Origin of the sequence: Prosthecobacter sp., from assembly GCF_049294395.1 — a bacterium.
Taxonomy (GTDB): domain Bacteria; phylum Verrucomicrobiota; class Verrucomicrobiia; order Verrucomicrobiales; family Verrucomicrobiaceae; genus Prosthecobacter.
This window is the reverse complement of the sequence record NZ_JBAQCR010000231.1, coordinates 17,216-29,652: the sequence shown is the minus strand read 5'-3', so window position 1 is coordinate 29,652 and position 12,437 is coordinate 17,216. Positions and strand designations below refer to the sequence as shown.

Annotated in this window: 15 protein-coding genes; all 15 read right to left on the bottom strand. The window is 60.0% G+C overall.

Annotation, left to right across the window (positions count from 1 at the left end; translation table 11 throughout):
* Positions 1-1,327 (bottom strand): hypothetical protein (locus tag WAW39_RS16155; RefSeq protein WP_422320220.1); only part of this gene is annotated, 1,327 nt, incomplete at its 3' end.
* Between the two features lie 13 nt (positions 1,328-1,340).
* On the bottom strand, positions 1,341-2,039 hold the full coding sequence (locus WAW39_RS16150; protein WP_422320219.1) for a hypothetical protein: 699 nt from the start codon (positions 2,037-2,039) through the stop codon (positions 1,341-1,343).
* Positions 2,036-4,258, bottom strand: coding sequence for a hypothetical protein (locus WAW39_RS16145; RefSeq protein WP_422320218.1), 2,223 nt, complete (start codon positions 4,256-4,258; stop codon positions 2,036-2,038). The genes WAW39_RS16150 and WAW39_RS16145 overlap by 4 nt, the downstream gene beginning before the upstream one ends.
* A gap of 5 nt (positions 4,259-4,263) precedes the next feature.
* The gene (locus WAW39_RS16140; protein WP_422320217.1) at positions 4,264-4,635 is read right to left on the bottom strand and encodes a hypothetical protein; all 372 of its coding nucleotides are present in this window, start codon (positions 4,633-4,635) and stop codon (positions 4,264-4,266) included.
* Between the two features lie 39 nt (positions 4,636-4,674).
* Positions 4,675-5,604 (bottom strand): hypothetical protein, encoded by a 930-nt coding sequence (locus WAW39_RS16135; RefSeq protein ID WP_422320216.1) that lies wholly within the window; start codon positions 5,602-5,604, stop codon positions 4,675-4,677.
* A 79-nt stretch (positions 5,605-5,683) separates the two neighbouring features.
* On the bottom strand, positions 5,684-6,397 hold the full coding sequence (locus tag WAW39_RS16130; RefSeq protein WP_422320215.1) for a hypothetical protein: 714 nt from the start codon (positions 6,395-6,397) through the stop codon (positions 5,684-5,686).
* A gap of 4 nt (positions 6,398-6,401) precedes the next feature.
* Positions 6,402-7,046, bottom strand: coding sequence for a hypothetical protein (locus WAW39_RS16125; RefSeq protein ID WP_422320214.1), 645 nt, complete (start codon positions 7,044-7,046; stop codon positions 6,402-6,404).
* On the bottom strand, positions 7,043-8,623 hold the full coding sequence (locus WAW39_RS16120) for a hypothetical protein (RefSeq protein WP_422320213.1): 1,581 nt from the start codon (positions 8,621-8,623) through the stop codon (positions 7,043-7,045). Before WAW39_RS16120 ends, WAW39_RS16125 begins: the two co-directional genes overlap by 4 nt.
* 26 nt (positions 8,624-8,649) lie before the next feature.
* Positions 8,650-9,102 carry a hypothetical protein gene (locus WAW39_RS16115; protein WP_422320212.1) on the bottom strand — a complete coding sequence of 151 codons (453 nt, stop codon included), beginning with the start codon at positions 9,100-9,102 and terminating at the stop codon, positions 8,650-8,652.
* Positions 9,103-9,161: 59 nt separating this feature from the next.
* Positions 9,162-9,314 (bottom strand): hypothetical protein, encoded by a 153-nt coding sequence (locus WAW39_RS16110; protein ID WP_422320211.1) that lies wholly within the window; start codon positions 9,312-9,314, stop codon positions 9,162-9,164.
* Complete coding sequence (locus tag WAW39_RS16105) at positions 9,311-9,505, bottom strand: hypothetical protein (protein WP_422320210.1); 195 nt, start codon at positions 9,503-9,505, stop codon at positions 9,311-9,313. Before WAW39_RS16105 ends, WAW39_RS16110 begins: the two co-directional genes overlap by 4 nt.
* 100 nt (positions 9,506-9,605) lie before the next feature.
* On the bottom strand, positions 9,606-10,520 hold the full coding sequence (locus tag WAW39_RS16100) for a hypothetical protein (protein WP_422320209.1): 915 nt from the start codon (positions 10,518-10,520) through the stop codon (positions 9,606-9,608).
* A gap of 62 nt (positions 10,521-10,582) precedes the next feature.
* A complete protein-coding gene (locus WAW39_RS16095) occupies positions 10,583-11,164 on the bottom strand; it encodes a hypothetical protein (protein ID WP_422320208.1) in 582 nt (193 codons plus the stop codon).
* Positions 11,165-11,218: 54 nt separating this feature from the next.
* Positions 11,219-12,223: a phage protease gene (locus WAW39_RS16090; RefSeq protein WP_422320207.1), complete on the bottom strand. Its 1,005-nt coding sequence runs from the start codon at positions 12,221-12,223 to the stop codon at positions 11,219-11,221.
* Positions 12,220-12,432: a hypothetical protein gene (locus tag WAW39_RS16085; RefSeq protein WP_422320206.1), complete on the bottom strand. Its 213-nt coding sequence runs from the start codon at positions 12,430-12,432 to the stop codon at positions 12,220-12,222. Before WAW39_RS16085 ends, WAW39_RS16090 begins: the two co-directional genes overlap by 4 nt.
* Positions 12,433-12,437: the final 5 nt, after the last annotated feature.

Sequence of the window (12,437 nt, the reverse complement as noted above, 5' to 3'; positions counted from 1 at the left end):
CGGTGGTGCCCACATCGCTGCCCAGGCGCAGCACGTTGCTCGTCGTGATCCAGTCCATCACACCCACCTCATAGGTATTGGCGTCCGGGTAGCTCCATGAGTTGGCCACCATCCACCGGCTGGGGGTTGCCTCCACGTAGGGGTCATGCATCCACAGGTCATGCGCTGCGCGCTTGATGATGGCGCTGCCGTCATTCCAATAAATGTCCGAATACAGCAGCAAGTTCCCTTGGATGCTCGCCGTCGATCGAAAGTAGATCGTCGATGACAATGGGTCGGTCAGAGAACCGGAATCATACATCGCAAACAGCCAGGCCGGTGTGCCAAGGCTGAAGGCATTCGAGCTAAGCCTCAGCTCACGCGTGCCGCTGCTTGCCAGCGCGATGTAGTCCCCAGATGACCCACCAAACCGCTGCCCACTGGCAAACGTATTTGCCGCATCCAGAAGCGGGATCTTGGTGCCGCTGGTGCCGATCAGTCCATACGTAAGCAGCCCGCCGCTCGCATTCACGTCACTGCCCAGTGCAGTGATCACACCACTGCCCAATGTCAGCTCAGCCAGAGTGGTGCCGCTGAGCAACAACCGCCAGGACGTGCCGCCGCTGATCGCCGTGCTCCCGATGGTCAAGCCGCTGCTGATCGTCGTCGGAGCCCAGGCCGTGCCATTCCAGGCGATCACCTGACCGGTCGTTGCTGAGGACTGCAGCAGCTTCGTTAATGCGATGCTTCCGGCCAGCATCGTGTTCGTTACGCTGCCCGTGTCGCCCGTGCTCACCAGAGTCCCCGTCACAGAGGGCAAGGTCCACACCAGCATCGTGCCGCCTCCAGCAGGCACGCCAAAGGTGCCGGAGTTGGTCTCGCTGCCGAGGCTCAGCCCCTCACCTATCGCAACAAAGTTATAAGAAGGCCCAGATTCCAAAGTGCCGACAAACCCACCCGCGATCTGACCGAAAGCATCGAACTTCACAATCTTCCCGCTGTCATCCGTGCCATTGCCACCGCTGCTCGTGGCCACATAAGACAGCGTGCCGCTGCCATTGTTGGCCAGGACTCCGGCGGCATTGCTCAAGCCGCTGAACGCATCCAAGACCGCGCTGGATGCCTGCACACCCGCCGCCGTGCGGAAATAGGACGCTCCTGTCAGCGTCGCACCATTCACCCATTCCAGAGTTCCCGTGGCGCTGATCTTGACCGTCTTCGCCCCGCTGTCGAAGCCCACGATCAGCGTGTTGTCACTGCGCTTTTTCGCCAGCGGGATGATGTCGCTCTGCGCGCAGGCGAGCGAAGCGAATGAGAGAAGGAGTGAAACAATGAGTCGTGTTTTCATAGGCATAAAAAAATCAGGCATCCAAACGCTTCCAAACTTTCTCATTGGTGGTGGTCGCATAGTCCACCGGCCGCACAATCACCGGCCCGGCATCGGGGTCGGTGTTGGTGGCGTCGGTGCCTTCATACAGGCGAAACGTTGCCAGCTGGTTGAGCGCGCCGATGGCAACAAAGACATCCGTCTGGAATCCCGGCAGCACATCTGAGGTGATCAAACTGTCGAGGTCCGTTGCCGTCCCTCCGACCAGTCCGGTGATGGCGTGAAGGTTGGCGACTTCGTTGATGTTCATGAGCGCGAGAGGTGAGAGGGTGGCGGTGGTCGGATTGACGGCGGTGACATCAAATCTAAAAAGATTGGTCACCCCGATCGTGTCCACATGCGTGGTGTTTACCCAGGCCTGCGAGTAACTGCGCTGTGTAGTGCCGAGGATGCCTGTCAGCACGCCTCCACGTGGACACTGGACAGGCACGTCCAGCGCCTGTGCAAAAGCCTCTTCAAAAGAGGCGCATGGCGGGAAGGTTACTGGCAGTGTGAAGTGCAGTTCACGCGAGGCGCGGCCAGGAAAGGCCACGGGCCACTGGGCACGCGAAGGTGTCTCCACCTGCGTTGCCTGGCTCAGATCCACCGTGAGTCTGCTGAGCATTTGATAGGTGCGTCCCACGCCGTCACAGATCATGAAAATGTTGTCGCCGTCTGTCAGTTTCCAGATCATGCCATCACCCCCTGGTTGCGTGATTTTTCTTCAAGCATCGCGACCTTCTTCTCCATGGCGGCAGCCGATTTCTCAAACAGCGCTGCCAGACGCATGAAAGCCTCTTCAGCCTTTTTGTTGGCAGCCGCGATTTTTTCCTCACCCTGGTTGTTTTGAGGGGTGGCCGGTGCAGCGGCTTGCGGCGCTGACGCAGCAGCAGGAACGGGGGCATCAGCCTGGCCTCCATCAGGCATGCCTGGGCTGCTCCCATTGCCCTGGGCTTGCTGTTCACGCAGCCTTTTGGCTTTCACGGCCTCCAGACGCTTGCGGTTGTTTTCCGCCACTTCTTTGTAACCCTCGGCTTCAGCGTCTTTGACGGCCTTCTCCCAGAACTCCACCGGATCTGTGGGCTCTGCCTCCGTTTCTGGCGCATTCGGCTGCGGGCCATATGTGGGGGAAGGTGCATTCGTCGGCACTCTTGGCGGATTCATTTCAGCTGGGCCAAAGCCTGGCGGCGGAGCGGGCAGTGTGCTGCCAGGCGCGGCAGGCGGCGGCAGCGGCACGGGTGGTCCAGGAAGCCCTTGCGGGGGCGTGTTCAGATTGCCCTGATCATTCACGCCGCCATTTTGTTCACGCGCGATCTTGTCGAGTGCGCGCCGGTATTCCTTCTCACGAAACTCACGGGCGAGCTGCTCGGCCTTGAGCTTAGCATTCAGGGCCTCGGCATCCTTGGCGGTTTGATCCTCGGCGGCTTGTGCCTGTGGCTTGACCTGGTCCAGCTCCTTTTGGATTTCGTTTGAGCCACGTACACGCCCTTCAGGTGCATTGTCTTTGATTTGAGTAGAACGGGCCTTGGAGGCATCAAGATCAGCGCGTGCCTTGTTGGCTTTCTCACGTGCTTTGGCATAGGCCACAGGATCTTCCATCGTGCCCACGCTGTTCAGCGCAGCTTCCGCAGCAGCGACTTTATCGAGCAGCTTTTTCTGATCTTCCAGCAGCCTCTCATACTCCACGGCATCAGCGCGCTCTTTTTCCAGGGCAGCTTTCTTTGCCTTGAGTTGGTCCCGGTTTTTGGCCTCAGCCGAGAGCTTGTCAGCATCCGTGGAGATGGCCGCGCTTGCGGCGTCATCAGCCAGTTTTTTATTCGCATCCAGCTCCTCACGCTTGCGCGTGGCGATCGCGGCTCTCTCTTGATCCTTTGGCAGGTTCTGCGCCTTGATGTCTTCAATGTCAGACTCCAGCTTGCGCTGGTTCTCTGACTTCTGAAGATCGGCGCGCTGCTTGAGCAGTCTTAGGTTGGAGTCCAGTGCCCGGTCATTGGCTTCCAGCGCATCACGCTCTTGTTTCAGGTGCTGCGTGAATGCCTCGCTGATGCGCGAGGCGTTGGCAATGTTGGAGCTGTAGTCGCCTTTGATGGCCGCGCCAGCACGCTCAAGCGTGGCCTTCAGTTCGCCAAGCTTTGCAGCGTCTGAGTCGAGAGACTTCAGCCATGTGAGCACATGCGGCCCCATGGTCTGCACAGCCACACCCAGCACCGTGGCAGCACCCGCTACACCAGCACCAAGGCCCATGCTCATGGCGATCTGCTCCAGATTGTTGGCAATGCCCAGCATGCCTGCCGCCTGGAAGTCCTGCAAACCACGCGAGGCATACAGCACCTGAGTGCCGAGGTTCTGAGCAGAGCCTGACGCCTTCTGCTGGGCTTCATGCAGTTGGTTGACGTTGACTCTTGCCCCCGCGCTTGCTGTCACCCATGGGTTGACCGCCTGTGGCGTGAAAAACTTCTGCGTACGCTGCGCGGCATCAGCCAGCCGCTGCATGGCATCGGTGTGGAGCTTCGTCTCCTGTGTGACTTCCTTCAACGCACCCGCGCTCGCCGTTGCCCAAGGGTTGATGGCTTGCGGCGTAAAGAACCGCTGCGTGCGCTGCGCGGCCTCAGCCAGGCGCTGCATCGTATCGGTGTTCAGCTTCGTTTCCTGTGTGACCTCCTTCGCCGCCTTCGCCTGCTCTGCCGCTGCTTTGGCCTCGGCATCACGTGCCGCTGAAGCACGCTTAGAGGCATCTGTCAGCCGGTTCACCTCTGCTACTTCTCTCTCTGTTGCAGAAAGAAACTGAGCACGTGCTGCAGCCAGCTGCTTCTCGGACTTCTCCGTGATGCCCAGCGCCGCATTGATCTTGTCCACGCCACTGGTGTCACCTGTGGTCTTGAGCAGGATGTCGACAGTGGAGGCGTTGCCCATGGAGGTCAGACCGCAGTCGCGGCAAGAGCAGATTCAAAAGCCTGCACATCACTCTCGGATGGAGACAGGCCGATGGCACAGATGAAGCCGTTGGCGGCACCGATGAGCGCGGCACGCTCATTTTTTGGATGGTGCACCTTGCGCGTGCTGATCATGCGGCCAGCCAGATCAGAGATCTGTTCAGCACTCATGCCGCTGCGTTGAGCGCGTTGCAGCAGCTTGGCCCAGCGCTCAGCTCCAAAGTGGTTGCTGAGCGCCTGCAGGGCGGCTGCATTCGCTTCGGCGCGGGCCTTGGCCGCTGCTTCAGCCTTGGCGGCGGCATCATCAGCTGCAGGTGGCTGAGGCAGGGCTGTGGATGGTTCGTCCTTTTTAGCCATGATCGTGAAGGGGTGAAGGGATGAACGGAAAAGTCAGGATTAAGGAGCCTCCACATCGATGTAGCCGGGAGCGACGGGTGCTCCCGCGCTGTACGTCTGGGAGGCGCGGAAAACGAGGCCGTCGATGAAGTCGGTGCTGGGGCCGATCTTGAACTGGGCCTCTTTGCAGCTGGCACCGCGCAGCTCCACGTAGAAGCCGGTATAGCTCACGGTGAGAAGCGCTGTGGGAAGGATGGCACCCATGGCCAGATTGTAACCGCAGGCCGTGGCGATCTGTTCGAACGTCAGACCATAAGGCTTGAACTTTGCCGTCAGTTCCTGGCTGCCCAGCGTCCAGTCGCGGATGAGCTGATTGGCGCGCACTTCATCAGGCTTCCAATCCAGGGTGATCTCAATCCCCTCTGATCCCTGCGCATTGGTGAAGACACTGCCATACGTGACCAGCGGTGCCAGCGTGAGGATCTTCGATGGATCGTAGCTGGTATAGGCGGGGAAGGTGCCGCCTGTGGTATAGGTGTAGAAAGCACCGCTGGCCCCCGGCTCTTTGTTGCTGGCGCACACCGCTGCGAATGTGCTTGGCCCCAGCAGGGTTTTGCCGGGCACGCTGGTCAGCGTGGGGCGCTTGATGAATCCGGCACGCGGAAAGTCCCACTGCCGACCGCTCTGCGTGATCAGCCTCCAGGCCGTGTCTGTGGTGCCCAGGATGCTCGCACCAAGCTGACCGTCCAGCAGCGGAAAGAGTACAGGCAGGTGCTCAAACGCACCCACGAATGTGGTGTCGATCTGCCAGTAGAGCGACTTGATGCGCTGCTCTGCCGTCGCATGCACCGCCGCAGGAACATCAAAGTATTCCACCACGGGCTTGAGCTGGAATTCCTTCTGCGACCAGAAGTAGGAAGGAGTCCCGAGCGGATCACGAATGAGCACAGCAGGTTCACGGATGGCAACGGTGGAGAGATCGAAGGACATGGCGGTGTGGTGTTAAAGCCCCGCACCTTCCCTGATCCATACATCACTTCACGTCGCGCATCTGGCGCGTTTGGCTGCGTCAAAACACCGCCGCCGCCACATCACTGCACATCTTGTCCGCCGCATGCGCAGCAGCACGGTAGCTGCTCGCCGTCTTCTCAAAGGGTCCGGTGTAAAGCACCGCATTGCTGTTGCCCGGACCGGGGAAGCTCTCATCACTGGTGTACCAAAGATCATCAGCGCCCGTGAGGGTGATGGTGCTGCCGCTGAGCGTGATCCTGGGCGGCGCGCATTTGGCATACGCCTTCGCATGATTCAGCACGGAAAGGCGTACGCGGTATTCGATGCGCTTCTCCATCACGGCTTCCGGCTTGGGGGTGATGAGCTGCTCATCCGCCAGCAGCTGGCCAAACGGCGCGAAGTTGAGCTGCGGCAGCATCTGGGCCAGCAGATACGCCAGCGACTCCGCAGTGAAGCCTGTGCCATCGGTTCCTTCATTCACCAGGATGTTTTCAATCACGCTGAGGTCCAGCATCAGCGTGCCGCTCAGCGCGTAGAGGTTCGGATTCACCTTCGCAACCGTTGGCATGCCCACGATGATGGCCATGCCTTTTTTTCCGCCGCGCACTTCCAGCCCTGCCAGCGTGTTGTTGATCTTCGTCTGGATCTGCGCCGCAGCTCCCGCACTGCGCGGCCGCACGGCGGTGATCGCCACGGTGCTGATCTGCGGCAGGGAGAGCAGGCATTGCTCAACATCAAGCTGGAGGCGTTCGAGAGGAGAGAGGGCAGGCATAGATTTAGAAGGCTAGAAAACTTTTGAGCCAGTCGCGCACGCCTTCTTCGGCGGCGGTCTGCAGCAGCGCATCAGAGGGCAGCAAGGTGCGGTCTTGTTTTTGCGTGACGGATTTGACCAGCCAGTAATAAACAGGCGGGCGCTGCTTGGTGGCGTCGGCTTTCGCGGCCTTGCCTTCGATGCCGTAACCGCTGCTCTTGCGGTCGGAGAGTCGGCTTTGATCCGCCTTCACCAGGGCCAGCCTGCCACCTTTGAAAAAGGCCAGCCGCAGATCATTGAAGGCACCGGCTCTCTTGCCATAGGCTTCAGCGGTCGCGGCGATCGTCAGCCACTTTGCATTCACCGGCACGATGGTGATGTCCTCAAACGCACGGCGCATGCCTGGTGAAGTGATGCTCACCGTGGCGGCATCGGCATCACTGCGGCTGGTCACACTTTCAGCGGCGCGCTCCAGATGCCCCGTGGGTGTGGCTCCCAGATCGTCTGCTGTGGCATGCCGTGTCTGCGCCAGGCTGATGAGGTAGTCGCGCACCAGGTTCTCTTCACGCGTGGCAATGTCCTGGTGCAGATCCGCACGGTTGATCATGCCCTCCTCAAGCTGCTCCAGCATGCGCAGCGCATCACCGCCGATGGACATCTCCACCTTCATGCCACCCGCCTTTCCATGGCCTCTACAAGGGCCTTGCAACGCGTGCGCAGTGAGATATTGTTGCACTGGGCGACCGCACCCTTCTCACCGCGCAATACGTATAACGGTGATGACTGTAGGCTCTGACGAATCGGGATCTTTGCAGAGTTCATCGGCTGCCCGCCTATTTTCTTTCCTGTGTCACGATAACCCGTGAGCACCCAATGATTGGAAGGCTGGCCAAACATCGTGCCAGCGAGCACCACACGGTGGCCCTTGTAATCCACAAAGGCACGTGTCTTGCCCTTGGTCAGTTTCCCGCGCATCAAGATCAATGGAATGCGCTTCGCGATTTTGTGATCCTCATAGATCCGGCGCATGCCACGCGGCCCCACGCTCCAGCGGAAGTCCACCGGTCCCAGTCCTGGAATGTGCATCGCACTCATGACATCCTGCTTGGTGGCCACCGCCTTCTTTATGCCATCCATTCCACGGCGTGCCTCTTGCACCTGCAGTGGCGTCCAGCCTTTGCGCCGCCGTGTCATCCACGCTTTATAAGCACCTGCCGAGGTGCCGTGATTCATCAGCATGCAGAGCAGCTCCACTCGGTTGCGCATGCTGTTGCGCGCCTGGTATGCCTTGGCCGCTGCAGCAAGCTCACGGTCCATCTGCTTCTTGAGGCGGATGCTGCCATCTTCCTGCCGCGCCAGGTCGCGCTTCATGGCGGCGATCAAGGCCGGGTCCAGGCCAGCGGCAGAAGCCTTGCTCTGCACGGGTGGCATCGCAGCCGGCTCTTTTTCTGCCTTCGCAGATGGCTCGTTTTTCTGATCTTCAGTCTCTGAGATCACCCCCAGCAGCAGGCAGGTGTCCCGCGCCACTTCACGCACGCCATATTTGGATCCAAAGGCAAAGGGCGCGAAGGGATTGCCCAGCGTGTCTTTATAGCCGCCCGCGCCATCGCCCAGCTTCTGCCACACGTCCGAAGTCTTGGGCGCGATCATGCGCGTGCCTTTGTCAAACAGCTCACCACCGGCAGCGACAAAGCGCGCCTGCCAGTCATCACCAGGCACAGGCTCCAGGGCTCCGCCTTTGCGCCGTTTGAACCCACGCGGTGTACGCACGCGCCCGATGCGCACCAGCTCCCAGGCTGGCCACTGATGCAGGCGGCGCGCTTCCAGGCCCTTGGCGGTAAACGCCTGATTGGCCACGACGCGGTAATTCGTCGTGATGGTGAGATTCATGCGCTTGTCACTGGCCAGATCACGCAGTGTGCCTTGGCGCGCCGGTGGCACCGTGCCTGGCTGATCCTGGGGAAAGCCGCCCGCCTCCGCATCATAGCCCAGGGCGCGGTACATCTGCGTCATCCGCAGCTTCGCCGTGGCCAGGTTGTCAGTGCTTTCAAGCATGCCCTGCAGTCCATCATGCAGCGCCTGCAGCGCATGCAGCTGTGTCATGCGTGCAGAGAATAGCGCCTGCCTGCGGATACTGGCATCCAGCTCACGCAGCTGCTCGGTGTTCAGCGCCGTGGGCACCAGGCGTTTCTTCGCCAGCTCTTTGAGCGCGGCCAAAAAACGCATGGGCTTGAGGAGGAAGTTCATGGCGCTGATGATTCAGAGCTGGGGGTTCATGCGCCTTCCTGCTGTGCGCGGCTGAATTGTTGTTTGCGTCCGCTGATCGTCGGCCTGGGCTGCGTGCTCTGCACATCCGGCGCCTCGCTGTTGTCGCTGATTTCAATGGGCATGTCACAACTCGCGATCGCATCCAGCTCACGGTCATCTTTGTCCCACTGCTTGCGCTCATCTTCCGTGAGCGCGTACTCCAGCCGGTCCTTCGCCGCACGCACCACCATGCGGCAGGTGATCTCTTTGAGGGACTCCGGCACCTTCGTGGCATCGGCATCCACGCGGTTGGTGCGACAGGCAGCCACCTTGCGCCGCACGTGATTGACCGCCGTGGTGATGTAACCCGGCAGCGGATCAGCCTGGCCTTCAGCCAGCGCTGCAGTGCGGAGCGCTGACATCAGCGGAGCCAGCTTCGTATCGTTAAGATCGTCAGGGGTGATGGTGATCCAGGGCATGAGAGTTGAAGGGATGAATTGAAGGTGGATGCTGTAAACGGTTACAGCATCGCAGGGTGTCAGGCGCTGCGCTGGCCGATGCGGCCCAGTCGCGGGCGCGTCTCACGCCCGATGCGCCCCTGGCAGACAATCTGCGGCCAGAGCACCGGCATGCGTGCTGCAAGGCCGATGCAGAGCGCCTGCTCAAGAGCGATGCGGCGGAGAAGTTTCATTTCTCGTCGATCTCCTCCGCAGCTTCAGAAACTTGATCTCGCCATTGTTCCAAGGCGGCCAATGGGCTGTCATCACTGTTGCGTGATCGCTTGGAGCCATTGCCACCGCTCAGGATGTCCATGCCTGCATTGGCGGCATCAAGAGGCAGGGTGACAACGTTGATGACCGTAGAGAGAAGTTTGCCAAACATGAGAGTTAAAAAACGAAGGGCTTGAAGGTGGCAGCCTCCAAGCCCGGTTGTGTTGCGCGCCCTGCCAGGTTGCCGCGCTTGTTGCCGTGAGGCGATTCGTTTAGCCGATGGTGAAGAGCTGTCCGGCCTCAGCGTTGGTGGCCTGCACATCGGCGCTCCAGTCCATCTTCACGACGGTGCCGCGTCCATCTTCACGCGGATAGGTGCCAGGCACCATCCAGCGACCACGCGGGCGGAAAGTCTTCATGAAGGAAGGATCGCGCCGTGTGGGGTTCGGATTGCGGGCAAAGACCAGCAGCTTGGATTTGATCAGGAAGTCCAGAGAGCTGGTCTTGCCTTGGGCCGTCGTGTCAGCCGCCAGCCAGGAGACCTTGTGCTGAACATTGCCCATGAGCAGCTTCATGATGTTGTCAAGGGTTGGGGCGATCTCCTGTTTGCCAGGGAAATAGCTCTTCGTCTTCGCATTCTTGAAGAAGGCGCGCACGGCATCCGCAGACCAGACCATGCCGATCTCGATCATGTCACTGCCACCAGAAGCGAGAATGACTTCTGCGATCGCTTCATTCAGTTCAGCCACGGGATCATTGCTGTCGCTGCTCCAGGTGCCGCCCGTGGCGGCAGCGGCAGAGCTGACCGCCGTATCAATGACCAGCTTCTCATGAGCCAGGCCGCCGAGGAAAGCGGAGTCATCCGCCGCTTCTTTGAGCACATCCATGCCCTCGGCTTCATCGATCTCGATGTTGTCGAGCGGCGTGTCCAAAGCATTGGGTTTGCATTCAAACGTGGCGGAGCTGCGGTCAAAGACCAGGCGCGTGGCATTGCCGCCCAGACCTCGCAGCGTGTCGGGAATCTTGAAGCGGCTTTCTTTGTCGTACCTGGTGAACTTGCCCGTGTGTTTCGTCGTGTTGACGGTCGGGGCGATGAAGTCGGCAACCGATGATGTGGCGGATTGCGCGGCTCCCTGGGCGTATTCTTTGATCAGCGGCGTGCCGCTGAGTGTGGCGAGTGTGCTCATAATGGATGAAGGATGAAATGGGCGTCAGCCCGTGATTCGATGATGGTTTGTTTGAGGAGGGTTTAAGCGGTGGCTTTCCAGCCCATGGAGACCATGAAGGCGCGCATGTCGCGCACGTTGGCCACGATGGCATCTGCCTGGGCCTGGGTGGCGAAGCCGTAAGGCGTGGTGGTGGTGGATGCCGTGGCCACGGGTGTGGCGCTGCTGAATGCGCTGCCGACAATGACCGTGCGCGGATGCGGGCGGACTTTGACGAGCTGCTCGTCCACGAAGTCTTCCAGGGCGATGCCCGGGGAGAAGTAGGAGCCCTGCGTGCTGCCGACCGTTTCGACCTTGCCTTTGTTCACACCAGCAGATGCGGCAGGGTCGCACAGCACCAGCACGTCGCCGGCAGATCCGGTGCCGTTGGCACGCAGACGGATTTCTTTCTCTCCGTGGATGGAGAGCACTTCGCAGTTGGAATCATGCGCGGCCTCGGTGACAAGCACGAAGGGGCAGATGTCGGTAACGGCAGCAGGGGTGACGACTTCCGGGAATGAACCGGCATCGGCAAGTTTCACGAGCCGACCTTCAAGGCCGGTCAAGTCTTCACCCGCGTTGATCTTTTTAGGACCGCCCGGATGGATGTTGGATTGAGTGATCATGACTGATTTTTGAGATGTTGGTTTTCGATGTTCTGTCTGAGCCTGGCCGGTGGTTTAGTTTTTGGCGTCGTATTCGCTTTGAGCCTGGGCAAAGCAGTCCTGGTGCTTGCGGCGTCCGCCCTGGCTGAGTTCGCGTGCGCGGTTGCCGATCCACGCCGCCTTCTTGGCCTCAGCTTCCACATTGGCTTTGTCGTCTTGCGACAGCTCAGTGATCGTGCCAGGCGTCTTGCCTCCGTTGCGGTTGTGCAGCGGCTGGCGCGGCTCGGTGGTGGCAACCTTGCCTTTGGCGAGGATGGCGAGCGCAGCGGGGCGCGTGGCCTTGTTGGTCAGAGACGGCGTGAGCAGCTTCCGCTGTTCGCTGTCAGTGATGCCGTGTTCATCCAGATCACGGTTGGCGAGCAGGCCTTCCAGCTCGCCGATGCGGTTCGCGCATTGTTTCATGTTCTCAGGCGAGGATGCGCACGCGGCGGAGATCTGTTCGTCAGTCGCCTCCGGTGGCAAGCCCAAGAGCTTCAATAGCATGGCTTTGTAGTCCATTGTGTTTGCAGGTTTGGTGTTTGGGTTTGCCGACTCCGAGCGGCGGTTCGTGAGGGGTTTTTGTCCCCTCAAATTGGGATCGTTCGTCAGGGCGATGACTCCGAGCTTGGTCACCCGCATGCGCCCGTTGCCGAGATCGACCAGTCCCTCACGCGGGAAGCATGGGCTGGTGAACTGATAGACTTTGCCGTTGACGAGCGGCTGGCCAAACGCGGTGAGTTCAATGCGCACCCACAGGCCGTCATCACGGATCTGCACCTCTTTGCCCCAGCCGCTGGCTTCCGTGGTGTTCTCGATCGACATCGACTTGTGATCCACGTCCACACGGCTGGAGGGTGTGCCCACAGGATAGGTGCGCGCCATGGCTTCCACCGCTTCACGGTCAATCACCTGCACGATGGTTTCTTTGCCATCCTCCGAAACCCATGGGTGCTCACCAAAGGGGCATACATGTGCCCAGCATGACTTGCTGGAATCGAAGGGCGCGCTGGCGTGATTCAGAAGTGACGTTTCTTTGCTCATTTGAATCCGATGCTGGTTTGTGGCTGACTTCCATCAGGCCGTACTTCAGAGCTGCTGACCCAGGCCAAATTGCGAGAGTCGCCATTCCACCAGGAGCATTGATAATCCACAGACCCGCAACGGTTGATGCAGACTGCGTTAACAGAACCCTTGATGCATTCAGCGATCAGGACTTTGGAATCTGGAGAGATGACTTTGATGGTTTTCATGGATG